The organism is Paraburkholderia phymatum (genome assembly GCF_040965635.1).
In the GTDB taxonomy this organism is placed as follows: Bacteria; Pseudomonadota; Gammaproteobacteria; order Burkholderiales; family Burkholderiaceae; genus Paraburkholderia; species Paraburkholderia phymatum_B.
Window position 1 is genome coordinate 354,514 of record NZ_JBFRCH010000001.1, and the last position, 23,985, is coordinate 378,498.

Sequence of the window (23,985 nt, forward strand, 5' to 3'; positions counted from 1 at the left end):
TTGCGCAGGCAGGTTCTAAGGATCGCCGGCAAGGGCGGGAAGCAATGTGCGCTGGCGGACGTCCGAAGCGCCAAAAATGGCCTGACGCGCGCCACATTTTGCCGATACCGTTGCGTATGCACCGGTATCGATTGCGCGAGCGTTGTCTGCGACGGCTTCATCATGCGGCATCGGGATGGCGCGAACATGGCCCATACGTGGCAATGCCGTCAGAAAAGAGCAGCCGCGAATCATGGAGCGCGCGAGGGCGGGAAAGAGCGGCATTCACCCGAAAGCGCCGGAAACCATGGAAAAACCACGGCTCGCCGCGAGTCGCAACGAGCCGTGGCGATGGCCGCATCAGCCCGCCTTGCCCTGTTTGGCGACAGCGGCTTGCGCCTTCGCGATCGCTTCCTGATCGCCGAGGTAGTAGTGCTTGATCGGCTTCAGGTCTTCGTCCAGTTCATAGACGAGGGGCACGCCGTTCGGAATGTTCAGTCCGACGATGTCCGAATCGGAAATGTTGTCCAGATACTTGACCAGCGCGCGGATCGAATTGCCGTGCGCGGCGATCAGCACCTTGCGGCCCGTCTTGATCGCGGGTGCGATGGATTCGTTCCAGATGGGCATTACGCGCGCCACCGTGTCCTTCAGGCACTCGGTGAGCGGCAATTCCTCGCGCAGCACCTTCGCGTAGCGCGGATCGTCGTACGACGTGCGCTCGTCGGTCGGTTCCAGCGCGGGCGGCGGCGTGTCGTAGCTGCGGCGCCAGACCAGCACCTGGTCGTCGCCGAACTTCGCCGCCGTTTCGGCCTTGTTCAGGCCCGACAGGGCGCCGTAGTGACGCTCGTTGAGGCGCCACGAGTGCACGACGGGCAGGTACATCAGGTCCATCTTGTCCTGCACGTGCCACAGCGTGCGGATCGCGCGCTTGAGCACTGAGGTGTACGCAATGTCGAACGTGTAGCCCGAGTCTTTGAGCAGCGTGCCTGCCTGCTGCGCTTCGAGGTTACCCTGTTCGGTCAGGTCGACGTCGACCCAGCCGGTGAAGCGGTTTTCCTTATTCCACGTCGATTCGCCGTGGCGGATGAGAACGAGTTTGTACATGTCGTGCCGGTCGGTAGTAAGGAAGCGGTAATCGGGGGCGAAATCGTGGCGCCATCGCAGCCAGCGGCTGGCGATCGCCATCGCGTCAGACGGTTATTTTATAATGGTCGGATTGCCCTTTCCGATTTAACCCGATTTCTTCCTTTTTTTCCGGCGGATCTTCCGTGAAGTTTTTCACCGATTACACGAACCTTGTACTGATCGCGGTTGCCCTCATCTCCGGGGCGTTGCTCCTGTGGCCGACGATCGCACGCCGTGGACGCGGCGGCCTCTCGGCGGCTGCCGCCACGCAGCTTATCAACCGGCGTAACGCCGTCGTCGTCGATCTGCGTTCCGCAGCGGACTATGCGAAGGGACACCTGCCGTCGGCGCGGCACGTCGAGTTTGGCGAGCTGCAAGCGAAAGTCGGCCAACTCGTGAAGAATAAGAGCAACCCGGTGCTGCTGGTCTGCCAAACCGGACAGCAGTCGAACAGGGCGGCACGCATCGTGCGCGACGCGGGCTACGCGGAGGTGCACGTGCTGGAAGGCGGCGTCGACGCCTGGCAGCAAGCGGGCATGCCCGTCGTCAAACAAGGAGTTGCGAAGTGAACAAGGTGATCATGTACAGCACGCAGGTGTGCCCGTATTGCCAGATGGCCGAACGTCTACTAAAGTCGCGCGGCGTCGAGCACATCGAAAAGGTGCTGATCGACAAGGACCCGGCGCGCCGTCAGGAAATGATGACGCGCACGGGCCGTCGCACGGTGCCGCAGGTGTACATCGGTGAGACGCACGTTGGAGGTTATGACGATCTGTCCGCGCTCGATCGCGCGGGCGGTCTGACGCCGCTGCTCGAAGCTGTCGCATAACAAGGCGGCTTCGAGGCGCCAATCGCACGTCTTGCGCGCCGCGTCCATCGCGGCACGCGGTAGCGAACAACAGAAGGCCGGGCAACACGGCTACAGCATTTGCACCGGCCGGTTTGAGGCTGTCCCTCTGGGCGGCCCGCAGCACAACGAGATCTGGCGGCAACCGTCCGCCGCAACGAAATTTAGGGAGTAGAGAACCATGTCCGACGATAACAACCAGCCGTTCTTCAATATCCAGCGCATCTACCTGAAAGACATGTCGCTCGAGCAGCCGAATTCGCCGGCTATTTTCCTCGAGCAGGAAATGCCGTCGGTTGAAGTCGAAGTCGATGTGAAGGCTGAGCGCCTCGCGGACACGGTGTTCGAAATTCTCGTCACGGGCACGGTGACGGCGAAGGTCAACGACAAGGTCGCGTTCCTGATCGAAGCGAAGCAGGCCGGCATTTTCGACATCCGCAACATCCCGGCTGAACAGATCGATCCGCTCGTCGGCATTGCATGCCCGACCATCCTGTTCCCGTACCTGCGCTCGAACATCGCCGATGCGATCACCCGCGCAGGCTTCCCGCCCATCCATCTCGCCGAAATCAACTTCCAGGCGCTGTACGAGCAGCGCATTGCGCAGATCGCTGCGCAGGAAGGCGGCGCGCAGAGCACCGCCAAGCACTGACGCATGCAGGCGGTGCCGGGTATGAAGGTCGCCGTTCTCGGCGCCGGTGCATGGGGCACCGCACTCGCCGGTCATCTGGCCGCTCGGCACGATACGGTGCTCTGGGCGCGCGATGCCACGCTCGTCGCCGAACTCTCCACATCGCGCGAAAACGCCCGCTATCTGGCGGGCGTCAAGTTGCCGCCCGCACTTCGCTTCGAAGCGAATCTCGATGTCGCACTGAATCACGCGCTCGCCGATGACGCGCTGTGCGTGATCGCCACGCCCGTCGCGGGCTTGCGCGCGATGCTGCGCACGATGCGCGACTCGGGCAAGGTGCCGGCGCATATCGTGTGGCTCTGCAAGGGCTTCGAAGCGGATACGCAACTGCTGCCGCATCAGGTCGTCGCGCAGGAGTTGAGCGGGCACACGAGCAACGGCACGCTGTCCGGGCCGAGCTTCGCACGCGAGGTCGGGAAGGGGCTGCCCGTCGCATTGACGGTGGCGAGCGCGTCGGCGGCGTGCCGCGAGCGGACCGTCGCGGCGTTTCATCACGGTGCGATGCGCATCTATAGCGGCGATGACGTGATCGGCGTCGAAGTCGGCGGCGCGGTGAAGAACGTGCTCGCGATCGCGACGGGCATCGGCGATGGCCTCGGACTCGGTCTGAATGCGCGCGCGGCGCTGATCACGCGCGGTCTCGCCGAAATGTCGCGTCTGGGTACGGCGCTCGGTGGCCGCGCCGAAACATTCACGGGCCTCACCGGCCTCGGCGACCTGATCCTGACGGCGACGGGCGATCTGTCGCGCAACCGCACGGTCGGCATGCAGCTCGCAAACGGCCGCTCGCTCGACGATATTCTCAACGCGCTTGGGCATGTCGCCGAGGGCGTGCGCTGCGCCCGCGGCGTGCTCTCGATCGCGCAGGCCAACGGTATCGACATGCCGATCACGGGCGCCGTCTGCGATGTGCTGTTCAACAGCGTGGCGCCGCGCGACGCCGTCAGCGCGCTGCTGCGCCGTGACGCGAAGGCCGAGTAGAAGCGCGTCGCGCACCTTGCCGATCGGCGTGTAGAAGCCTGATCGCTGCAAATCGCCCGAAAGTGTTTTACGCAGCCGGTAACGCTTCGCGCCGAACGGCTCGCTTCTTTTGCTGTCCACCTCCTATCGATGCTGTATTGAATCTGGAGGTTTTCCCATGCTCACCATTGGCAGTTGCACGCTCGAAACGCGTGTCGTCGATATCACGACGCTCGACGTCGACGCGATCGTCAACGCGGCGAACACGTCATTGCTGGGCGGCGGTGGCGTGGATGGCGCGATCCACCGCGCAGCGGGTCCCGATCTGCTGCGCGAATGCGAGCGGCTAGGCGGCTGCGTGACGGGCGACGCGAAGATAACGGGCGGTTACCGGTTGAAGGCGCGTCATGTGATTCACGCGGTCGGCCCCGTGTGGCACGGCGGCGAGCGTGGCGAGGCGGTACTGCTGGCTTCGTGCTACCGGCGCTCGCTAGAACTCGCGCAGGACGCGAGCGCGACGAGCATTGCGTTTCCCGCGATCAGCTGCGGCGTCTATCGCTTCCCCGCCGACGACGCGGTGCGCATTGCCGTTCAAGCCACGACCGACATGTTGCCCAAGGTGCCTCTCGTCGAACGCGTGATCTTCGCGTGTTTCGACGAAACGATGTTCTCGCGCTACCGGACCGAATTCGAACGACGCCTTCAGGCGCCGCCCTCGAACCCCGCCTGACGCCACGCCTCGAACACGACGACGGCTACGGTATTCGACAGATTCAGGCTGCGATTGCCGGGACGCATCGGCAGCCGCACGCGCTGTTCGTTCGGAAAGCGGTTCAGTACGGAATCCGGCAGGCCGCGCGTTTCCGCGCCGAACACGAACCAGTCTCCCGGCCTGAACGCGTGCGAATGAAATGGACTCGAGCCGCGCGTCGTGAACGCGAACATGCGCGCAAGGTCAGGCGACTCGCTTTCGATCAGCGCGTCCCAATCGCGATGCACCTGCATCTTCGCGTACTCGTGGTAGTCGAGACCGGCGCGGCGCATCTTCGCGTCATCGAGCGGAAAGCCGAGCGGTTCGATCAGATGCAGGCGCGCGCCCGTGTTCGCGCACAGGCGGATCACGTTGCCGGTGTTCGGCGGAATTTCAGGCTCGACGAGAACGACGTTGAACATAAGCGGGTGAGTTGAAAACTAGTTTTTTGGCGTCCGAAGCGCGACCAGGTTGGTCACGCGGCGCGCGCCTGCTGCCTTCAGCGTGCGGGCCAGCGCGTCGAGCGTGGCGCCCGTCGTCATCACATCGTCGACGACGGCGACATGCAGGCCCTTAACCGGCTTGGCGACCTCGAACGCCCGGCCGACATTCTGCCTGCGCGCCTCGCGATCGAGCTTCGATTGCGGCGCCGTGTCGATCACGCGGTGCACGAGCGCAGCATCGCTGCGAGCACCCATCGCTTTCGCACAGGGTCGCGCGATTTCCCACGCCTGGTTGTAGCCGCGCTCGATGAGCCGCCGCGCCGAAAGCGGAACGGGCGCGACGACGTCGGGGCGGTCGCGTTCGTCGAGCGCGTCCGCTGCGGACCACGCGAGGCGCCGCGCGAACTCGTGCGCGAGCGCGAGCCGCGCGCGAAACTTCAACCCGACTGCAAGCGCATCCAGCGGCGCGCGATAGTCGGCGACGGCGAGCGTCGCGTCGAACGAAGGCGGTGTCGCGATGCAGTTGCCGCAGCGATATCGCGTGACGCTCGCGCGCCGAAAGCCGCTCAGCGGAACCGCGCACACGGTGCAGCGCAGTCGCGCTTCGTTCCACCATGATTCGTCGCAAAATCCGCACAGCGTTCGATGCGACATATTGCCGCATAACGCGCAGAGATTCGGCAGCGCAACCCGCGCGAGCGTCGGCAGTGTCGAGATCGAACGTTGCGCGACGCCGACGAACCGTTCGCGAAACGCGTGGCGCGAACCGCCTGAGCGGGACCACCGAAAAGCCCAATTCGGCATATCGACACGCCTCCGAAGGCCGCTGACACTGAAGGGACGGAATCGAGCGAGTATACTTCGCACTCTTCGTCCGTACGACTCCAATGACCGTGTCTGTCACCGAAACTAGCCGTCCGGCCTATGATTCGCGCCGCATTCGGAAGATTTTCGACCGCCGGGCCGCCACGTTCGACGACGTCGCGTTCCTGCCGCGCGAGATCGCGCAGCGCATGCGCGAACGGCTCGACTACATCAAGGTGAATCCGGCGCAGGTGCTCGATGCGGGCTGCGGCGCCGGCGACGATCTCCTTTCGCTGCGCGAGCGCTTTCCCGAAGCGCCCGTGTTCGGCACCGATCTCTCGCAAGCGATGCTCGCGCGCGCCGTCAGGCACGACGCCACCGATACCAGCTGGCGGCGCTTTCTGCCCGCATCGCTTGGCAAGGCGCTCGGCTCACGCGGTCCGCGCTTTGCTCAAGCCGATTTTTCCGCGCTGCCTTTCGCGTCGGGTGCATTCGAATTCATCTGGTCCAACCTCGCGCTGCATTGGCATTCGCGGCCCGATCTCGTTTTCCCTGAGTGGCAGCGCGTGCTGAAGGTCAACGGCCTGTTGATGTTCAGCACGCTCGGACCCGACACGCTGAAAGAACTGCGCGGAGCTTATGCCGAGATCGAAGCGGCGCACGGCGTCAATACGCACAAACATGTAATCGACTTCGTAGACATGCACGATCTGGGCGATATGCTTGTCGAAAGTGGCTTCGAAATCCCCGTGATGGACCAGGAGACGCTGACCATCACCTACAAGTCGCCTGAATCGCTGCTCGCCGATGTGCGCCGTTGGGGCGCTTATCCGTTGCAGCGCGAAGGGTTGCCGGGTGTCGGGTCGAGGCGCATGCACAAGGCGCTGCTCGCAGCGCTCGAAGCGCGCCGGCGCGCCGATGGCACGATCCCTCTGACCTTCGAGGTGATCTACGGACACGCATGGAAGGCCGTGCCTCGGACGACCCCCGAAGGGCACGGAATCGTGCGAATCGAAGACATAGGGCGGGGGCGGCAGAAGAATCGTTGAGGCGGTAAAGATGACATCTGTTATGTCTGGGATTACCACGTCAAAAACTGCGTCAAAACGGCGCAGAAGCTTGTGCAGCTTGGCTTGGCGGCCGATAGGGCATTGCTTGTGGATGCCATAGATCGGCCCTATAATGCGTCAGTTTGTCGCTCAATGTCCCCACAATTGGAGCGACAGGCCCGGGGCGTTTGCGATTCGGGCAGCCGTAGTTGCTGGGCGTGAATGGCATTGGCGGTATGCGATGACGGCGGTTCGCGGGAGGCAGCGATGAATGCAACCGATCTGCTTGCTGAGTCGGAACCCGTCCTCAAGGACTGGACGATGAAGCGCAATTGTTCGGTGTCGCCGCGGCAATTCGTGTTCTTCTATGTCTCGCTCGCGGCATTCTCGCTGTTGATAGCATTCCTGCTGGTCCTGTGCGGCGCGTGGCTGGTGTTGCCGTTCACGGGTATCGAGTTGCTCGCTGTCGGCGCTGCATTTGCGGTCTATGCGCGCCATGCCGTCGATTACGAACGCATCCGGCTGTTTCCAAACCGGCTCGTGATCGAACAGGTCAGCGCCGAGCAGCTCACGCAGTTCGAATTCAATCCGCGCTGGGTGCGTGTCGAACGGGGAGCGGCGCCGCGCGATTACATCAAGCTGGTGTCGCGGGGCGAGACGGTTGCGGTCGGGCAGCATCTTGCGCAATATCGGCGCGCGCAATTCGCCGACGAACTGCGTCTGTGGCTCAGGCAGTGTTAGGCGTCAAAAGTTGCGCATTGAATCACGCGCCATTCCAGAGGACGAGGGGCAGCCTTCCAGCGGGGTCGAGGGTTTGAATGGAAATTTTGGGTAAGGAAGCTATGAAAACAATCAAGCGAGCCCTCACGGGCGTGCTGGCGTGTAGCGGGCTGCTCTTCGCCGGCGCCGCCCTTGCAGTCGGCGACAGTCCAGGCGGCCCCAGCGTCAATGAGATCAATCTCCAGCCGCCAGTGACCAGAATCGCTGAGGAGCTCTACAGCCTCCATACGCTGATGCTGATCCTCTGTACGATCATCTTCATCGGCGTGTTCGGCGTGATGTTCTATTCGATCTTCGCGCACCGCAAATCGAAGGGTCACAAGGCCGCCAATTTCCACGAAAGCACCACCGTCGAAATCATCTGGACCGTTGTCCCGTTCATCATCGTCGTCCTGATGGCGCTGCCTGCCACGCGGACCGTCGTCGCGATGAAGGACACCTCCAACGCCGACCTGACCGTCAAGGTCACTGGCTACCAATGGAAGTGGGGCTACGACTACGTGAAGGGTCCCGGCGAAGGCATCAGCTTCCTGTCGACGCTGACCACGCCGCGTAGCGAGGTCAACGGTCAGCAGCCGATCACGGATACCTATCTGCAGGAAGTCGACAACCCGCTCGTCGTGCCTGTCAACAAGAAGATCCGCATCATCACCACTGCGAACGACGTCGTTCACTCGTGGTACGTGCCGGCGTTCGGCGTGAAGCAGGACGCGATTCCCGGCTTCGTGCGCGACACGTGGTTCAAGGCCGAGAAGGTCGGCACGTATCGCGGCTTCTGCACGGAACTCTGCGGCAAGGAGCACGCGTACATGCCCGTCGTCGTGAACGTGCTGTCCGATGACGACTACGCGAAGTGGGTCGACGACGAGAAGAAGAAAATGGCCGCGGGCCAGGACGATCCCAACAAGACCTACACGCTGGCCGAGTTGACGGAGCGCGGCGGCAAGGTGTACGCGTCGAACTGCGCGGTCTGCCACCAGCCGACGGGCAAGGGCGGCGGCGCGTTCCCCGCGCTCGACGGCAGCAAGGTCGCGAACGGCCCGCTCGCCGATCACGTGAGCATCGTGCTGAAGGGCAAGAACGCGATGCCGTCGTGGGCGCCGACGCTGAATGACGTCGAGATCGCATCCGTCATCACGTTCGAGCGCAATTCGTGGGGCAACCACACAGGCGACATCCTGCAGCCGAAGCAGGTCGCGGATGCACGCAACGGCCGTCTGCCGTCGGGTGGCGATCACCTCGCGGGCGCAGCGGCGGCGGCAGCGTCGGAGGCAACGGCTGCGAGCGGCGCGCAAGGGGCGAGCGGCGCGGCAGCGGCAAGCGGCGAAGCGGGCGCATCGGCTCCCGCGGCGGCATCGGGCGCTTCGGACAATGCAGCGGCATCGGCGCCGCAAACGTCGCTGCCCGCCACGATCTACTTCGAAACGAACAAGAGCACGTTGCCCGCCGACGCGAAGGTCGCTGTCGATGCAGCCGCCGCGTACGCGAAGGCGCATCCCGATGCGAAGTTCACGCTGTCGGGCTACACGGACTCAACGGGTTCGGTCGACAAGAACGCGAAGCTCGCGAAGGCGCGTGCAGAAGCCGTGCGCGATGCGCTCAAGGCAGCAGGCATCGCCGAAGACCACATTATTTTGAAGAAGCCGGAGACGATCACGGGCGGTGCGGACGCGAAGGAAGCGCGCCGGGTCGAGATCAGCCCAGCGGCCTGACGTGTCACAGTCAGAGAAAAGCAGCATTCGATTTAGGAGATTGTCATGTCTAGCATCGGACACGATGTAACCGCGGGGCACGAGCACGTCCACGGCGACCACGCGCACGCGACGCCGCACGGCTGGCGTCGCTGGTTGTTCGCGACCAACCACAAGGACATCGGTACGCTGTACCTGCTCTTCTCGTTCATCATGTTCCTGTCAGGGGGCGTGATGGCGCTGGGAATCCGCGCCGAACTGTTCGAGCCGGGTCTGCAGATCATGCGTCCCGAGTTCTTCAACCAGCTGACCACCATGCACGGCCTCATCATGGTGTTCGGCGCGATCATGCCGGCCTTCGTCGGCTTCGCGAACTGGATGATTCCGCTGCAGATCGGCGCATCGGACATGGCCTTCGCGCGGATGAACAACTTCAGCTTCTGGCTGCTGCCCGTCGCTGCCGTGCTGCTGGTCGGCTCGTTCTTCACGCCGGGCGGCGCGACGGCCGCCGGCTGGACGCTGTACGCGCCGCTGTCCACGCAGATGGGCCCGGGCATGGACTTCGCGATCTTCGCGGTCCACATCATGGGCGCGTCCTCGATCATGGGCGGCATCAACATCGTCGTCACGATCCTGAACATGCGCGCACCCGGCCTCACGCTGATGAAGATGCCGATGTTCGTGTGGACGTGGCTGATCACCGCGTACCTGCTGATCGCCGTGATGCCGGTGCTCGCGGGCGCGATCACGATGGTGCTGTTCGACCGCCACTTCGGTACGTCGTTCTTCAACGCGGCAGGCGGCGGCGACCCGGTGATGTACCAGCACATCTTCTGGTTCTTCGGGCACCCCGAGGTGTACATCATGATCTTGCCGGCGTTCGGTATCGTGTCGCAGGTGATCCCGGCGTTCGCGCGCAAGCCGCTGTTCGGCTATAGCTCGATGGTGTACGCGACGGCGTCGATCGCGATCTTGTCATTCATGGTCTGGGCGCACCACATGTTCGCGACGGGCATGCCTGTCACGGGCCAGCTGTTCTTCATGTACGCGACGATGCTGATCGCGGTGCCGACGGGCGTGAAGGTGTTCAACTGGGTCGCGACGATGTGGCGCGGTTCGCTGACGTTCGAAACGCCGATGCTGTTCGCGGTGGGCTTCCTGTTCGTGTTCACGTTCGGCGGCCTGACGGGGCTGATGCTCGCGATGGCGCCGCTCGACATCCAGTATCACGGCACGTACTTCGTGGTCGCGCACTTCCACTACGTGCTGGTGGCGGGCTCGTTGTTCGGGCTTTTTGCCGGCTGGTACTACTGGTCGCCGAAGTGGACGGGCTGGATGTACAACGAGACGCGCGGCAAGATCCACTTCTGGGCATCGCTGATCTTCTTCAACCTCGCGTTCCTGCCGATGCACTTCGTCGGTCTGGCCGGCATGCCGCGTCGCTACGCCGACTATCCGGCGCAGTTCGCCGACTGGAACCAGGTCATCACGATCGGCGCGTTCGGCTTCGGTCTCGCGCAGGTGTACTTCCTGTTCGCAGTCGCGCTGCCCGCTTATCGCGGCGGCGGCGAACTCGAAAAGGCGTCGGACAAGCCGTGGGACGGCGCAACGGGCCTCGAATGGACCGTGCCGAGCCCGGCTCCGTTCCACACGTTCGAAAACCCGCCGACGGTCGAATAATCGATCAGGCAGTCTTCGAAGCTCCGCTCCGGCAAACGCAGCGCCGGAGCGGAACATGAACCGAAGCACTGCACAGCAACGAAGGTTCGCGAAATTCAGCATGACCCGGAATCCACAAAAAAGACGTACGCCCGAAGAAATTCGCGCTGGCAATCTGCGACTCGGTCTGATTCTGCTTGTTATCGTCGCCGTCTTTTTTCTGGGTGCCATCGTCAAGCAGGTCTGGTTTTCCTGACCTGTCGTGACGAGTCGATCACCTGTGCACGCGATCTGTTGAGGAAGTTCGATGTCGACGCAACCGCCCACTGGGGCCGATCGTTCTTTTAACCGCTCGATGCTGTTCAAGCTTGTCGTCGTCGCGTTTCTGATGTTCGGTTTCGGGTTTGCGCTGATACCAATGTATCGCGCGATCTGCGAGGTCACGGGCATCAACAATCTCGTGCAGCGCGACGCAACGGCGCGCGAGGCGAAGAATACGCAGGTCGACATGAGCCGCACGATTTCGATCGAGTTCGATGCGAACGCGCGCGGCCCGCTCGGTTTCAAGCCGGAGCAGAACAGCATCGACGTGCATCCGGGCGAAGTGACGACGGTGATGTACGACGTGACGAACCAGCAGGGGCGCACGATTCAGGCGCAGGCCATTCCGAGCTACGCGCCGAAGCAGGCCACCGAGTACTTCAGGAAGATCGAGTGCTTTTGCTTTACGCAGCAGACCTTGAAGGCGAACGAATCGAAGCGGATGCCGGTGGTGTTCCTCGTCGATCCGAAATTGCCGAAGGACGTGAAGACGATCACGCTTTCGTACACGTTCTTCGAATTGAACACGCCCGCGGCAGCGCCGCGCGGGTCGGAAGGTCAGGCGGCTGACAACGCGAAGGCGTCGAACCCCGCATGACACGTAACAGGAACGCTTGCCCAAAGAAGGCGAGGATATGAGCGATAGCGGTGGCGGCGGCAGGAAGAGCAGTTTCGGCCAGTCGATGAAAGCCGTGATGTGGTCGTTTTTCGGCGTGCGCAAACGGCGCGACCTCGAAGCGGACGCAACGCAGCTCAACCCGCTGCATGTGATCGTCGCGGCGCTGATCGGCGCGGCGATCTTTATCGGGGTGTTGATCCTGATCGTGCGCGTGGTGGTCGGCTAGACGATGAAGTGGAGCAAGGGCGGTCGCTTCGACGCCCTGACGGACCGGAGAGGAGTGGCGCAGCGAAGCGCGCCGTTGGACGTTGCAGAGAGAGCCGGAGAGCGGCGCGGGCGGCTGCGGAGCCAACCGGACCAAGCGGAACAACTGGACTGAAGTGGAGAATCAAGAATGAGCGGTCAAAACGATAGCCCGTACTATTTCATACCGCATCCGTCGCGGCATCCGATCAGCGCGGCGGCTGGGCTGCTGATCCTGCTCGGATCGTTTGCGTCGTGGGTGAACGGTGAGCCGTGGGCGCCCATCACGGCGCTGATCGGTCTGCTGTGGCTGCTCTTCGTGCTGTATCACTGGTTCGGCGACGCCATCTCCGAATCGGAAGGCGGCATGTACGGCAAGCGCGTCGACACGTCGTTCCGATGGAGCATGAGCTGGTTCATCTTCTCGGAAGTGATGTTCTTCGGCGCGTTCTTCGGTGCGCTGTTCTATGCGCGCGCGATCGCTATGCATCAGCTCGGCAGCCTCGACTACAAGTTGATCTGGCCGGACTTTTCGGCGGTGTGGCCGAACATCGGCCCGGCTGATCTGGTGTCGCACTTCAAGTCGATGACGCCGTGGCCCGTGCCGACCATCAACACGGCGCTGCTCCTGTCGTCGGGCGCGACGCTGACGGTCTCGCACCACGCGCTGCGCGAGAATCATCGCTCGAAGGCCATCGCATGGCTCGCGGCGACGGTCGTGCTGGGCGTCACGTTCCTGTTCATGCAGGGCTTCGAGTACTTCCACGCGTACAACGAACTAAACCTGACGCTTGCGTCCGGCGTGTACGGCTCGACGTTCTTCCTGCTGACGGGCTTCCACGGCTTCCACGTGTTCCTCGGCGGCACGATGCTGACGGTGGTGATGATCCGGTTGATCCGCGGCCACTTCACGGCGGACCATCACTTCGCGTTCGAAGGCGCGGCGTGGTATTGGCACTTCGTCGACGTCGTATGGCTGGGTCTATACGTCGTCGTGTACTGGCTGTAAGCGTTTTTTTCCGAGCTTCGGAGGTCCTCGCGTCGTGCGTCATATCGACGCAAGAACACGCCACAGGCATCCGGCGGCTAACGCGGCTCGCATCTCGAGCGCGCGGCACTGAAAGCAGCCACGCAAGGGTCTCAGCAGCGCCGCCCTCGACTCCGTCGGGGCGGCGTTTTGTTTGCTAGAGTAGGAATTTCACCGATCGCGAAAGGGTGTATTGCCGGATCGTCGCGAAAATAAGTGGCATACTTCGCCCTCAAATTGAGACGGCGCGCGTCGACACGCGGTAGCCCAAGCGTCGTGAAGCGCATGTCATGGACACGCGGCGTTTGCGGAAAGCGCGTCGTGGACTGTCGGCGGGGTGCGTCAGCGGCCGTACGGAATGCCAGTCGATTGAATCCAGCCCATCCAGTGCGCGAACAGGATGAACAGGAACAGCGAAATCGACAGACCGACACGCGTCGCCAGCGACCACACCATGCGCTTCGTCCTGCCGCGGTCGTGCATCATGAAGTACAGCGCAGACACCATGCTGGCGATGATCATAGCGAAAGCGATGGGAACGAGAATGTGCATGGAAGCAACTGAAATTCAGGAAAGCGAAGGCAACGGCTTCATTATCGCACCGCGAGCAATGGTTCGTCTTTCCGCCGAAATTGCACGATGAAGATTCGTCTGATCCCCACGCTGCTAATTCTGATCGTCGTCGCCGTGACGGTGCGCCTCGGCTTCTGGCAGCGTGATCGTGCGCATCAGAAGGAAGCGCTGCAGGCGCAAATCACGCAGTTCGAGAACGCGCCCGCGCAGACCGTCGGTGCCGCGCCGGTTGAGCTGAAGACGATTGAGTTTCATCGCGTGCGGGCCGTCGGACAGTTCATGCCGCAGCAAGTGGTGTACCTCGATAATCGCCCGTATAACGACCAGCCGGGCTTTTACGTCGTGATGCCCTTTAAACTGCGTGACGGCGGCTATGTGCTCGTCAATCGCGGCTGGCTGCCGCGCAACACGAACGAACGCACGACGATCGCGCCATACGGCACGCCGAAGGGCGAGGTCGAAATCGAAGGGATCGCGCGCGCCGACGCGACCCGCGCATTTGAACTCGGCGAGGGCGGCTCGGCGGCGCATCAGACGATTCGTCAGAATCTCGATGTCGCGTCGTATGCCGCGGAAACAGGCCTGCCGCTGCAGTCTTTCGTGATCCAGCAGATCAGCGACGACGGCGACGGGCTCGTGCGCGACTGGCCCACGCAGACGTCGGGCGTCGAACGCAACTACGGCTATATGTTCCAGTGGTGGACCATGGCCGCAGCCGCCGTTGCGTTCGGCCTCTATGCGGCCCGACGTGCCGCGAAGCACGAGAATCTCGCGCAGAACGCGAGCGCCGAGGGCAGCGCCAACAACGAAAAGGCGCCGCACGCATAATGCTCGACGGGCGCTTCGGAGAACCTCAGGAAGCACCACCAACAGCACCATCATTGAAAGAGGATCAGTAGTGTCGACGCAGAACCCCCGCTCCCAGCAAGCAGGACAGAAGCCAGCGCAGGGCACGACGCGTCGCCAGGCGGCCGGCAAGGGCTCATGGCAGCGCGGCCGCTGGATGATGCTGCTGATCGCGTTCGTCTGCGCGGCGCCGGCGATCGGCGCTTACATTGCGTACTTCGTCATCAAGCCGACGGGCGGCACGACGAGCTATGGGAAGCTGGTCGAGCCGCAGCGTCCCATTCCCGAATCGCTGGTCGTGACGGGCGAAGACGGCAAGCCGATGAAACTCGCGTCGCTGCGCGGCCACTGGCTGATGGTTTCCGTCGACAGCAGTGCGTGCGGCAAGCCCTGCGTGACGAAGCTGTACTTCATGCGTCAGGTGCGCGCGACCCAGGGGGCCGAACGTGAGCGCATCGTCAACGTGTTTCTGCGCACGGATGCCGGAAAGGTGCCCGACATCGTCGATAAGGCCTACAACGATACCGAGATGCTGATCGCCGATCCGAAGGACGTGGCCGCGTGGCTGCCCGCCGACGACGACGGCACCCGGATCACCGATCACATCTACATGGTCGACCCGAACGGCAATCTGATGATGCGTTTCCCGAAAGACCCGGACCCGAGCAAGATCAAGGGTGACGTCACGAAGCTGCTGAAGTATTCGGGTATCGGCTAAAGTGCTCCGGGCACGTTGAATCGCGCTGTGTGGCGGAAGAAGGAAAGATAGATGTTCGTATTGCAATTGGGACTGATCGGGCTGTGCATTGCGCTGTTGCCGATGTCGTACGTATGGGTGAAAGCCGACGACAACAAGTTCCGCAAGCTGGTCTGGGTCACAACGTTCCTGACGCTCGATCTCGTGATGTTCGGCGGCTTCACGCGTCTGACCGATTCGGGCCTTGGGTGTCCCGACTGGCCGGGCTGCTATGGCACCTCGTCGCCGTTTATCGCGCATGCGGCCATCAGCGCAGCGTTTCAGGCCATGCCGACGGGTCCCGTCAGCATGACCAAAGCGTGGATCGAGATGATCCACCGCTACTTCGCAATGGCGATAGGCGTGCTGATCGTCGCGCAGACGAGCATCGCCTGGGTTGCACGCATCAGGCGCCGCCCGCTGCATGTGTCGCCGTGGTGGCCGACGTCGCTGCTGCTGCTAATCTGCGTGCAAGGCGCGTTCGGCGCCTGGACCGTGACGATGAAACTTCAACCCGTGATCGTGACGACGCACCTGCTGCTCGGGCTCGCGCTGCTCGGCACGCTCGGCTGGTTTGCCGCGCGTCAGACGCCATTGCCCGCCTACGAGCCGGAAACTGCGCGCTGGCGCACCGCCGCGCTCTTCGGCCTTGCGCTGCTGATCGTGCAGATCGCGCTCGGCGGCTGGGTCAGCACGAATTACGCGGTGCTCGCCTGCACTGACTTCCCGACCTGCAACGGCCAGTGGATTCCGCCGATGGACTTCGGGCACGGCTTCCACCTGTGGCGTGCGCTCGGCATGACGGGCGACGGCGACGTAATTACGCAGAATGCGCTCGTCGCGATCCACTGGACGCATCGCACGTTCGCGTTCGTCGTCGTCGCGTATCTACTGTGGTTCGCGCTGAGAATGCGCCGTTTCGAGTCGCTGCGGCGGCCCGCAAACGGCGTGTTGCTCGTGATCGGGATCCAGTTCGTCACGGGCCTGTCGAACATCGTTTTGCAATGGCCGTTGCCCGTTGCCGTCGCCCATAACGGCGGGGCCGCAATCCTGCTGCTCCTGCTCGTTATGCTAAACTTTCGAATCGCTTATAGCCGTCCCGGCCGCGCCGTTTTTCCCGCGCGCGATGCCGCGCCAGCGTGATCTTCATGGACAGCACAACTCTCCCCCATTCGCCCGGTAGCCGGATTTCCCAATACATTGCGCTGACGAAGCCGCGTGTGACGCAACTCGCCGTTTTCTGCGCGGTCATCGGCATGTTCCTGGCGACGCCCGGCATGGTGCCGTGGACGGTGCTGATCGGCGGGGCTATCGGCATCTGGCTGCTGGCGGGCGCCGCATTCGCGATCAACTGTCTCGTCGAACAGAAAGTCGACGCGAAGATGCGCCGCACCGCGTGGCGTCCGTCGGCGCGCGGCGAAATCACGACCACACAAATTCTGCTGTTTTCCGCGATTCTCGGCGGCCTCGGCATGTGGACGCTCTACACGTTCACCAATGCGCTCACGATGTGGCTGACCATCGCCACCTTCGTCGGCTACGCGATCATCTACACGCTGCTGCTGAAGCCCGCCACGCCGCAGAACATCGTGATCGGCGGCGCGTCGGGCGCGATGCCGCCGGCCCTCGGCTGGGCAGCCGTGACGGGTCATGTGCCCGGCGACGCATGGATTCTGGTGCTGATCATCTTCGTGTGGACGCCGCCGCATTTCTGGTCGCTTGCGCTGTATCGCCGCAAGGACTACGAGAACGCCGGTCTGCCGATGCTGCCGAACACCCACGGCGAAAAGTACACGCGTCTGCATATCTTCCTGTACACGGTCATTCTGTTCGCCGTCACGCTGATGCCCTTTATCTCGGGCATGAGCGGAGTCGTGTATCTCGCATCGGCGGTTCTGCTGGGCGCCGTGTTCCTCGCGTATGCGTGGAAGATTTACCGGGAATATTCCGACGCTCTCGCGCGTAAGACCTTCCGTTATTCGATCGTTTATCTGTCGCTGCTCTTCGCGGCGCTGTTGATCGACCACTATGCGCGCGCCTTGATCGGCGCGTAATACCATGCTCACCAAACGTTTCGCGCGCTCGGCGCGCGTTGCACTCGTCGCGTGCGCGCTCGGCGGCGCAGCGCTGATCTCGGGATGCGGGAAAGAACAGCCTGCGTTCACGAACGTCGACATCACAGGCAACAAGCAGTTCGGCGCCGATTTTTCGCTGCCCGACGCGAGCGGCAAGACGCGCTCGCTCGCCGACTACAAGGGCAAGGTCGTCGTGCTGTTCTTCGGTTATACGCATTGCCCCGACGTTTGCCCGACGACGATGGCCGAACTCTCGCAGGCGCTTCAGCAGTTGGGCCCCGAAGATGCAAAGCGCGTGCAGGTGTTGTTCGTCACCGTCGATCCCGAGCGCGACACGCCGGAACTGATGGCGCAATACGTGCCCGCGTTCAATCCGACGTTCGTCGGCTTGCGCCCCGCCAGTCAGCAGCAACTGGAGAAGGTGACGAAGGACTTCAGCGTCTATTACGCGAAAGTGCCGGGCAAGACGCCCGACAGCTACACGATGGACCACACGGCCGCCAGCTACGTATTCGATACCGACGGCAAGCTGCGCCTCTTTGCGCGCGATGGCCAGGGCGCCTCGCCATGGGTTCACGATCTCAAGCTGTTGTTGGGCTGAGGCTGGACTGAACGGCGGCGCGATTACCGCACTCCGCGTTTCGACAATGAAAGGCTGCACGGTGACGTGCGGCCTTTTTTCATTCTGCGCACTCGTCCGGTGACGCGGCGCGATGTGTGTCCCTTACAAGCCATCTCAAGTCGGCGCGCCAGGCTGCCGTTATCCAGGAAGGCAATCGTTTGCTACGACGGCACGTCCAAAGCCGCGCGCCGACGATATGCCGAAGAAGTGACCACACCAAAGAGACCAACACGATGAGCAGGATGAGTCTGAACCGCAAGCTGTGGCTGTCGCTTGCGCTCGTATGGCTGGGTTTGCTGGGCGTCGGCTTGTGGAGCGCGATCGAAACGCGCTCGACGATGCTCGACGAGCGCAAGGCCGGCATGGTGAATCTCGTCGAAGCGGCGCAAGGCGTCGTCAGCGGTTATTACGCGCTCGCGCAGGCCGGCAAGATGAGCGAGGCCGACGCGCAGCGCGACGCGCTCTCGCGGCTCTCGACGATGCGCTACGGCGAATCCGGCTACCTCTTCGTGATGGATTCGAAGCCCGTCGTGCTGATGCATCCGACATTGCCGCAAATGGTCGGCAAGCAGGTCGGCGACTTCAAGGACCCGGACGGCAAGCTGCTGTACGTGACGATCGTCGACGCGGCGAAGGCAACGGGCAACGGCTTTGCCGCCTATCGCGGACGCCTGCCGCACAGCGAAGAGGCCGTGCCCAAGATCAGCTATGTCGTGCATTTCACGCCGTGGGACTGGAACATCACGAGCGGCGTATTCGTGCGCGACATCGACACTGCCTACTATGCGAACCTCGTCGAGCACTTCATCGTCGTGCTGGTGATCGGCGCGGTGATTTCGCTCGCGATGCTGCTCATCATTCGCAACGTGCGCTCCAGCCTCGGCGGCGAACCGCAGGATGCGGCGCGGCTCGCGGCGCGAATCGCGACGGGCGACCTCACGCATCTCGTGTCCGTGCGCAGCGACGATTCATCGAGCATGATGGCCGCGATGAACGAGATGCAAAGCCGCTTGCAGCGCGCGATCGGCGAGATCCGGCAGTCGGCGGAATCGATCGCAACGGCAACGCAGCAGATCGCGGCGGGCAACGGCGATCTGTCGCAGCGCACCGAGCAGCAGGCGGCCTCGCTGCAGGAAACGGCAGCCAGCATGGAAGAGCTGACGGCGACCGTCAAGCAGAACGCCGACAACGCGCGCCAGGCGAGCGGCCTCGCGAACAACGCATCGGAGATCGCGACGAAGGGCAACGAGGTCGTGAATCGCGTGATCAGCACGATGACGGAGATCAACGACAGCTCGCGTCAGATTTCGGAAATCATCGGCGTGATCGAGGGAATCGCGTTCCAGACGAACATTCTCGCGCTGAACGCGGCCGTCGAAGCGGCTCGCGCGGGCGAGCAGGGGCGCGGCTTCGCAGTCGTCGCTGGCGAGGTGCGCAGCCTCGCGCAACGTTCGGCGACGGCCGCGAAGGAGATCAAGCAACTGATCGGCGCGTCCGTCGAGCGCGTCAACAACGGCTATACGCTCGTCGAACAGGCGGGCACGACGATGGGCGACATCATGCAGGCCGTGCGCCGCGTGACGGACATCATGGGCGAAATCGCGGCGGCATCGGAAGAGCAGAGCAGCGGCATTTCGCAGGTGGGCCGCGCGGTCACGCAGATGGACGAAGTGACGCAGCAGAACGCCGCGCTCGTGGAACAGGCCGCCGCTGCCGCCGCGTCGTTGCAGGATCAGGCGGCGCGCTTGCGGCAGACGATCGGCACGTTCCGCGTGAACGGCGGTGAAGCGGCCGTTGTGCCGAAGACGGTTGCACCCGTCGCGAAGAAGACTGTGATGGCGAAGCCGCGCGCCGCGACGACTTCCGTAGCAAAGCCAACCGAGACGCCGCGCCCCGCGAAGCCGGTGTCTTCCGACGACGACTGGACCACCTTCTGACGACCTACGGGGCGACGGACAGCACGTTTCCGTCTATACGGATCTGTTGCAGCGACGGATCGGATTCGTGAATCGCGAGCATGTCGATGCCGTACGGGATCAGGCGATAGCCCAGCGTCGTGAGGAATGACTCGATCGCAGCGCGATCGGACTTGATTATTTCGATGAGCATGATCGGGCGATGGCGCTCGATCACCTCGCGTCCGCCGCGGAGCACGTCGAGTTCCATGCCCTCGATGTCCAGCTTCATGAAATCGAGTCGTTCGAGGTTGAGCGACGGCAGATCGATCATCGGCACTTTCACGCCGTCCTTCGCGTCGTACGAGATCTGCTGTCCGATGGCTTCCGTGTCCTCACGCTGACGCAGCTCGAGACTGCCGAAACTTGCCGGTCTTGTGTAATCCGGCCGCGGCACGATCAATTCCCCGCACGTTTCACCGAGCGCGGCGAGCCGGGTGCGCGCGTTCAGACAGTTGTTCAACGCGATGTTGCCGGCCAGTGCATAAAAGACGATTTCCTGCGCTTCGAACGACAACACCTGTCCCCATCCGTGCATGTGGCGTGACCACTCGATCGTATGCACACCGACATTCGCTCCTCCGTCGATCGCTACAACACCATCGCCGAAATGCTTCCGACGGCAGTCGAGCATGACGAGCGCCAGCTCGATTTCGTTCCTGTCGAATTGCGACGCAGTGAGCAACTGGAGCCCGACGCCGAATGAGCCGCCTGTCGGCGAAGTGGCGAAATCGTTGCGATTGACGATCATGCTGCCGTGGTTAGTCGATGCAAGAACAAAGGCGATAGGGCGTGGAGGAAAGGACATGGCGACGTTGTCAGAAATCGGATTTGTGGGTATTCGGTGCAGGGCTTAGGCGGGCACATGTGCCTGATCGGCTGTCAACCGAGCGTGCGCTTATCCTAAAAAAACAGCGGAAATATCGGTATAGGATCGTTCTTAAAACGACGGTGCATCGCCCGGCGCCATCGCGAAACTTGCCGCCCGGTAATGCGCATACCCATATGCGATCCCTGTATTTCACATCGCTGCACACCTGTGAGACCATTTCGGGCTCGATGGATCGTGGGCAACACCCGTTCGCCCACCGTCGAACGCGAATCCGAAACAAGGCAGTCAAGAGAGAATCACATGCAGCGCAGAACACTCATCAAGATTTTTTCCGCAGCGCTCGCTTCGGCGGCACTCGTCACCAGCTTCGGCGCGCGCGCCGACGACAAGGTCATCAAGGTCGGCACGATCAGCGGCCCCGACGCGCAAATCTGGTCGGTTGTGCAGAAGGTGGCGAAGCGCGAAGGTCTGAACGTCAAGGTCGTCGAGTTCAACGATTACGTGCAGCCGAACGCCGCGCTCGATGCCGGCGATCTCGACGCGAACAGCTTCCAGCATCAGCCGTATCTCGACAGCCAGGTCAAACAGCGCGGCTACAAGATCGTCAACGCGGGCCTCACGTACATCTCGCCGCTCGGCATCTATTCGAAGAAGCTGAAGTCGGTGAAGGATCTGCCGCAAGGGGCGAAGGTTGCGGTGCCGAACGATCCGTCGAATGAAAACCGCGCGCTGCTGCTGTTGCAAACGCAAGGCGTGATCAAGCTGAAGGCGGGCGCGGGCACGAACGGCAGCAACGCGACGCCGCTCGACGTCGCCGACAATCCAAAGAAGGTGAAGCTCGTCGAGCTGGATGCAGCGCAACTGCCGCGCACGCTCGCCGACGTCGACGCCGCCGCCATCAACACGAACTTCGCGCTGGCCGCGGGCCTGCAGCCGACGAAGGACGCGATCGCGCTCGAAGACGTGCACAGCCCGTACGCGAACCTGATCGCCGTGCGCACGAAGGACAAGGATCAGCCATGGGTGAAGAAGCTGGTCGCCGCTTACCAGTCGGAAGACGTGCGCCAGTTCATCAAGACCGAGTTCAAGGGATCGGTCGTGCCGTCGTTCTGAGCATCGTCAGTCGACCTGCAGATGTGCAAAGCGCCACGGGAAACCGCGGCGCTTTTTTTGTGCTCAGGGAAAGGGCGCGTGAGCTTACAGCGCACGCTCCCATCGCTCGATCACGAGATCGCGCCCGAAGCGCCGCTCGGGCGTCGACGATGCGAGCGAGAAGCCCGTCTGAATGAACAGGCGGCGCGCATCGTCGAGCGTGCTTTCGCTTTCGATGCACAGCGCGCGATAACCGGCGCGCTTCGCAAAGCGCGAAGACTCGTCGATCAGTTGCGTGCCGATGCCAAGCCGCCGCACGTCCGGCTCGACATACAGCATGCCCACCTGCGCCTGCGCATCCGACGCAGCCGCGACCAGCGCCGCCCCGACGATCAGGCCGTCCTGTTCGGCGACCCAGCAGTTCTCGCGCCGCGCATCGTGCCGCTGCGCGAACTGCCCGATCTGCTGCGCGATCAGCGCCTCGAACGTGTGATCCCAGCCGTGGCTGGCGGCGAACAGTTGCGCCTGTCGCGAGATCAGCAAGCCGTAATCGCCCGCTCGCGGCGCGCGCAGCGTGACGATGCTGCGCCGCGGCCGCTCGTCGAGCAGCCGCTCGATCAACTTCATCGCGCCGACCAGTTGATCCTGCGATTGCGGCGCGATCCGGGCCAGCACGGCGGAGACTTCGTCGATGGCCGCGGCATCGAGCGGCCGCCAGGCGGCGAGGCCTTCGTCGGTGAGCGAGACGAGCGACTGGCGCGCGTCGACCTCCGAGGGGCGGCGCGAAATCAGGTTGCGCCGCTCGAAGCTCGCGAGCAGACGGCTCAGATAGCCGCTATCGATGCCGAGGTTGCGCGCGAGCGCGGCAGCCGTCTGATGCTGGCCGCGCGAAAGCTCGTGCATCACGCGCACTTCCGTCAGCGAAAACGCGCTCTTCTGCAAATGATCGTGCAACACGCCGATGTGCTGCGTGTAAAAGCGATTGAAATGGCGGACGGCTTCCGCCCGGACTGTAGCGGGATCGTTCACTGTGTCCGTTCCCCGTATTGGCCTGTCATTCGTTCACCCAGCTGAGTGTCTGTCGATCGGGTGATAGCGCCCGAATTCCGAAGTTTGCACCAGATTGTTAATTAAGAGGTATGACATTTGCGGCTTAACGCACGCAAGTTGACAGACGATTGACAGAGACCAATCTGGCAACTGGTCTCAAATACGGGTATGCCCTACTGCCAGATCGGTGTCAGTGGAAATCCGCTTAATTGACGCATTGCCTTTTGCGACAAGGGTTTAATCGGCATAGACCAGCTAGATACCAGATCGTTGACTGGTATTATTGTGGTTATATAATGGGCTCCGATTCGTAGGCCACCTTCCTCACGATCCCGACCGAGCCCTATGGAAACCCGTTGGTCCGCCCTGACACCCGACGTCCACAACGTCACTCCGATGTACCTGCAACTCGCCCGCAACCTGGCGACGGCGATCCATTGCGGCGTATGGTCGGCGGGAGAAGCGCTGCCGTCGGAGCGCACGTTGTCCGACGCGATCGGCGTATCGCGCATCACCGCGCGCAAGGCAATCGCGCTGCTGGTCGAACAGGGGCTGATCCGGCGGGCGCGCGGCGCGGGCAGCTTCATCACGCCGCGCGTCGAAGATCCGCTGTTGCGCCTCACGGGCTTCACGAAGAAGATGGAGCAGCGCGGCTTCCGGCCGGACTCCGTTTGGCTCGAGCGCGACGTCCGCACGGCGACTCGCGAGGAAATCGTGCACCTGGGCCTGTCGCCGGGCGCTTCCGTCGCGAGCCTGCGGCGTCTGCGGCGCGCCGACGGCATCGTGATGGCCGTCGAGCATTCGTCGCTGCCCGTTTCGATCGTGCCCGACCCTCAGGCGATCGGCGGTTCGCTCTACAGCTACCTCGAACAACGCGGCGCGCCCGTCGTGCGCGCGCTGCAGCACTTTCGCGCCGTCAACGCGTCGAGCGAAATCGCGTCGCTGATGGATATCGATCCGGGCTGCGCGCTTCTGCTGATCACGCGCGTCGGCTACAGCGCCGACCAGCGCGCAATTGAACTCACGGACACCTATTGCCTGGACGACTACTACGACTTCGTCGCCGAACTGCGGCTTTGACCTGCGCATGCAGGTCGACGGAAGCGCGAAGAAGGCAGGCTTGATGCAAAAGGCGCAAAAGGCGCAAAAGGCGCAAAAGGCGCAAAACACGCGAGATGCACGAAACCCACGCGGCACGAATCAGTCACGCAC

General features: G+C 62.9%; 27 protein-coding genes. 21 read left to right on the top strand and 6 right to left on the bottom strand.

All coding sequences use genetic code 11. From position 1 onward, the window contains the following. Window positions 1-339: 339 nt before the first annotated feature. Entirely contained in the window at window positions 340-1,086 is a 747-nt protein-coding gene (gene gpmA, locus AB4Y32_RS01610; protein WP_368719660.1) for a 2,3-diphosphoglycerate-dependent phosphoglycerate mutase, read from the bottom strand. Between the two features lie 164 nt (window positions 1,087-1,250). On the opposite strand from gpmA, the gene AB4Y32_RS01615 reads away from it, so the two are divergent. The 5 genes from AB4Y32_RS01615 to AB4Y32_RS01635 all read left to right on the top strand — a co-directional run bounded on the left by AB4Y32_RS01615 (window position 1,251) and on the right by AB4Y32_RS01635 (window position 4,335). Further along, entirely contained in the window at window positions 1,251-1,676 is a 426-nt protein-coding gene (locus tag AB4Y32_RS01615; RefSeq protein ID WP_368719661.1) for a rhodanese-like domain-containing protein, read from the top strand. Next, window positions 1,673-1,936: a glutaredoxin 3 gene (grxC, locus tag AB4Y32_RS01620; RefSeq protein WP_087734184.1), complete on the top strand. Its 264-nt coding sequence runs from the start codon at window positions 1,673-1,675 to the stop codon at window positions 1,934-1,936. Before AB4Y32_RS01615 ends, grxC begins: the two co-directional genes overlap by 4 nt. Before the next feature lie 199 nt (window positions 1,937-2,135). Further along, window positions 2,136-2,606, top strand: coding sequence for a protein-export chaperone SecB (gene secB / locus AB4Y32_RS01625; RefSeq protein ID WP_087734183.1), 471 nt, complete (start codon window positions 2,136-2,138; stop codon window positions 2,604-2,606). Between the two features lie 21 nt (window positions 2,607-2,627). After that, window positions 2,628-3,626 carry an NAD(P)H-dependent glycerol-3-phosphate dehydrogenase gene (locus tag AB4Y32_RS01630; protein WP_368719662.1) on the top strand — a complete coding sequence of 333 codons (999 nt, stop codon included), beginning with the start codon at window positions 2,628-2,630 and terminating at the stop codon, window positions 3,624-3,626. Between the two features lie 157 nt (window positions 3,627-3,783). Further along, on the top strand, window positions 3,784-4,335 hold the full coding sequence (locus AB4Y32_RS01635; protein ID WP_368719663.1) for an O-acetyl-ADP-ribose deacetylase: 552 nt from the start codon (window positions 3,784-3,786) through the stop codon (window positions 4,333-4,335). Here the strand turns inward: AB4Y32_RS01635 and trmL are convergent. Both trmL and AB4Y32_RS01645 read right to left on the bottom strand, forming a co-directional pair. Continuing rightward, window positions 4,308-4,778, bottom strand: a complete 471-nt coding sequence (gene trmL, locus AB4Y32_RS01640; protein WP_368719664.1) for a tRNA (uridine(34)/cytosine(34)/5-carboxymethylaminomethyluridine(34)-2'-O)-methyltransferase TrmL — start codon at window positions 4,776-4,778, stop codon at window positions 4,308-4,310. The two genes, AB4Y32_RS01635 and trmL, sit on opposite strands and share 28 nt — an antisense overlap. 18 nt (window positions 4,779-4,796) lie before the next feature. Further along, the gene (locus AB4Y32_RS01645; protein ID WP_439899702.1) at window positions 4,797-5,603 is read right to left on the bottom strand and encodes a ComF family protein; all 807 of its coding nucleotides are present in this window, start codon (window positions 5,601-5,603) and stop codon (window positions 4,797-4,799) included. Window positions 5,604-5,686: 83 nt separating this feature from the next. On the opposite strand from AB4Y32_RS01645, the gene AB4Y32_RS01650 reads away from it, so the two are divergent. From AB4Y32_RS01650 to AB4Y32_RS01685, 8 genes are all read left to right on the top strand, one after another. Continuing rightward, on the top strand, window positions 5,687-6,652 hold the full coding sequence (locus tag AB4Y32_RS01650; RefSeq protein ID WP_368719665.1) for a methyltransferase domain-containing protein: 966 nt from the start codon (window positions 5,687-5,689) through the stop codon (window positions 6,650-6,652). A gap of 267 nt (window positions 6,653-6,919) precedes the next feature. Then, window positions 6,920-7,393: a DUF2244 domain-containing protein gene (locus AB4Y32_RS01655; RefSeq protein WP_368719666.1), complete on the top strand. Its 474-nt coding sequence runs from the start codon at window positions 6,920-6,922 to the stop codon at window positions 7,391-7,393. 77 nt (window positions 7,394-7,470) lie between these two features. Next, the gene (gene coxB / locus AB4Y32_RS01660) at window positions 7,471-9,144 is read left to right on the top strand and encodes a cytochrome c oxidase subunit II (RefSeq protein ID WP_368719667.1); all 1,674 of its coding nucleotides are present in this window, start codon (window positions 7,471-7,473) and stop codon (window positions 9,142-9,144) included. A gap of 45 nt (window positions 9,145-9,189) precedes the next feature. Further along, window positions 9,190-10,803, top strand: coding sequence for a cytochrome c oxidase subunit I (gene ctaD, locus AB4Y32_RS01665; RefSeq protein WP_368719668.1), 1,614 nt, complete (start codon window positions 9,190-9,192; stop codon window positions 10,801-10,803). Between the two features lie 100 nt (window positions 10,804-10,903). Beyond that, window positions 10,904-11,038 carry a cytochrome oxidase small assembly protein gene (locus AB4Y32_RS01670; RefSeq protein ID WP_342932346.1) on the top strand — a complete coding sequence of 45 codons (135 nt, stop codon included), beginning with the start codon at window positions 10,904-10,906 and terminating at the stop codon, window positions 11,036-11,038. A gap of 51 nt (window positions 11,039-11,089) precedes the next feature. Beyond that, window positions 11,090-11,701, top strand: coding sequence for a cytochrome c oxidase assembly protein (locus AB4Y32_RS01675; protein ID WP_368719669.1), 612 nt, complete (start codon window positions 11,090-11,092; stop codon window positions 11,699-11,701). A gap of 37 nt (window positions 11,702-11,738) precedes the next feature. Continuing rightward, entirely contained in the window at window positions 11,739-11,948 is a 210-nt protein-coding gene (locus AB4Y32_RS01680; RefSeq protein ID WP_368719670.1) for a DUF2970 domain-containing protein, read from the top strand. A 168-nt stretch (window positions 11,949-12,116) separates the two neighbouring features. Further along, a complete protein-coding gene (locus AB4Y32_RS01685) occupies window positions 12,117-12,974 on the top strand; it encodes a cytochrome c oxidase subunit 3 (protein WP_368719671.1) in 858 nt (285 codons plus the stop codon). 360 nt (window positions 12,975-13,334) lie between these two features. On the opposite strand, the gene AB4Y32_RS01690 is transcribed toward AB4Y32_RS01685, so the two are convergent. Then, window positions 13,335-13,544 carry a twin transmembrane helix small protein gene (locus AB4Y32_RS01690; protein ID WP_368719672.1) on the bottom strand — a complete coding sequence of 70 codons (210 nt, stop codon included), beginning with the start codon at window positions 13,542-13,544 and terminating at the stop codon, window positions 13,335-13,337. Between the two features lie 87 nt (window positions 13,545-13,631). Here AB4Y32_RS01690 and AB4Y32_RS01695 point away from each other — a divergent pair, with 87 nt between their 5' ends. The 6 genes from AB4Y32_RS01695 to AB4Y32_RS01720 all read left to right on the top strand — a co-directional run bounded on the left by AB4Y32_RS01695 (window position 13,632) and on the right by AB4Y32_RS01720 (window position 19,781). After that, the gene (locus AB4Y32_RS01695) at window positions 13,632-14,393 is read left to right on the top strand and encodes an SURF1 family protein (RefSeq protein WP_368719673.1); all 762 of its coding nucleotides are present in this window, start codon (window positions 13,632-13,634) and stop codon (window positions 14,391-14,393) included. A 70-nt stretch (window positions 14,394-14,463) separates the two neighbouring features. Beyond that, the gene (locus AB4Y32_RS01700; protein WP_368719674.1) at window positions 14,464-15,129 is read left to right on the top strand and encodes an SCO family protein; all 666 of its coding nucleotides are present in this window, start codon (window positions 14,464-14,466) and stop codon (window positions 15,127-15,129) included. Between the two features lie 51 nt (window positions 15,130-15,180). Next, window positions 15,181-16,290, top strand: a complete 1,110-nt coding sequence (locus AB4Y32_RS01705; RefSeq protein ID WP_368719675.1) for a heme A synthase — start codon at window positions 15,181-15,183, stop codon at window positions 16,288-16,290. Window positions 16,291-16,295: 5 nt separating this feature from the next. Further along, the gene (gene cyoE / locus AB4Y32_RS01710; protein ID WP_368719676.1) at window positions 16,296-17,201 is read left to right on the top strand and encodes a heme o synthase; all 906 of its coding nucleotides are present in this window, start codon (window positions 16,296-16,298) and stop codon (window positions 17,199-17,201) included. Window positions 17,202-17,205: 4 nt separating this feature from the next. Beyond that, window positions 17,206-17,823, top strand: a complete 618-nt coding sequence (locus tag AB4Y32_RS01715; protein ID WP_368719677.1) for an SCO family protein — start codon at window positions 17,206-17,208, stop codon at window positions 17,821-17,823. Between the two features lie 254 nt (window positions 17,824-18,077). Continuing rightward, entirely contained in the window at window positions 18,078-19,781 is a 1,704-nt protein-coding gene (locus AB4Y32_RS01720; protein WP_368719678.1) for a methyl-accepting chemotaxis protein, read from the top strand. Between the two features lie 4 nt (window positions 19,782-19,785). Here the strand turns inward: AB4Y32_RS01720 and AB4Y32_RS01725 are convergent, their stop codons facing one another. Continuing rightward, window positions 19,786-20,607: an FkbM family methyltransferase gene (locus AB4Y32_RS01725; RefSeq protein WP_368719679.1), complete on the bottom strand. Its 822-nt coding sequence runs from the start codon at window positions 20,605-20,607 to the stop codon at window positions 19,786-19,788. A gap of 324 nt (window positions 20,608-20,931) precedes the next feature. Between AB4Y32_RS01725 and AB4Y32_RS01730 the strand changes: the two genes are divergently transcribed. Beyond that, window positions 20,932-21,744 (top strand): MetQ/NlpA family ABC transporter substrate-binding protein, encoded by an 813-nt coding sequence (locus AB4Y32_RS01730; protein ID WP_368719680.1) that lies wholly within the window; start codon window positions 20,932-20,934, stop codon window positions 21,742-21,744. A gap of 84 nt (window positions 21,745-21,828) precedes the next feature. On the opposite strand, the gene AB4Y32_RS01735 is transcribed toward AB4Y32_RS01730, so the two are convergent. Then, window positions 21,829-22,752 carry a bifunctional helix-turn-helix transcriptional regulator/GNAT family N-acetyltransferase gene (locus AB4Y32_RS01735; protein ID WP_368719681.1) on the bottom strand — a complete coding sequence of 308 codons (924 nt, stop codon included), beginning with the start codon at window positions 22,750-22,752 and terminating at the stop codon, window positions 21,829-21,831. A 366-nt stretch (window positions 22,753-23,118) separates the two neighbouring features. On the opposite strand from AB4Y32_RS01735, the gene AB4Y32_RS01740 reads away from it, so the two are divergent. Then, window positions 23,119-23,853 (top strand): GntR family transcriptional regulator, encoded by a 735-nt coding sequence (locus AB4Y32_RS01740; RefSeq protein WP_368719682.1) that lies wholly within the window; start codon window positions 23,119-23,121, stop codon window positions 23,851-23,853. Window positions 23,854-23,985: the final 132 nt, after the last annotated feature.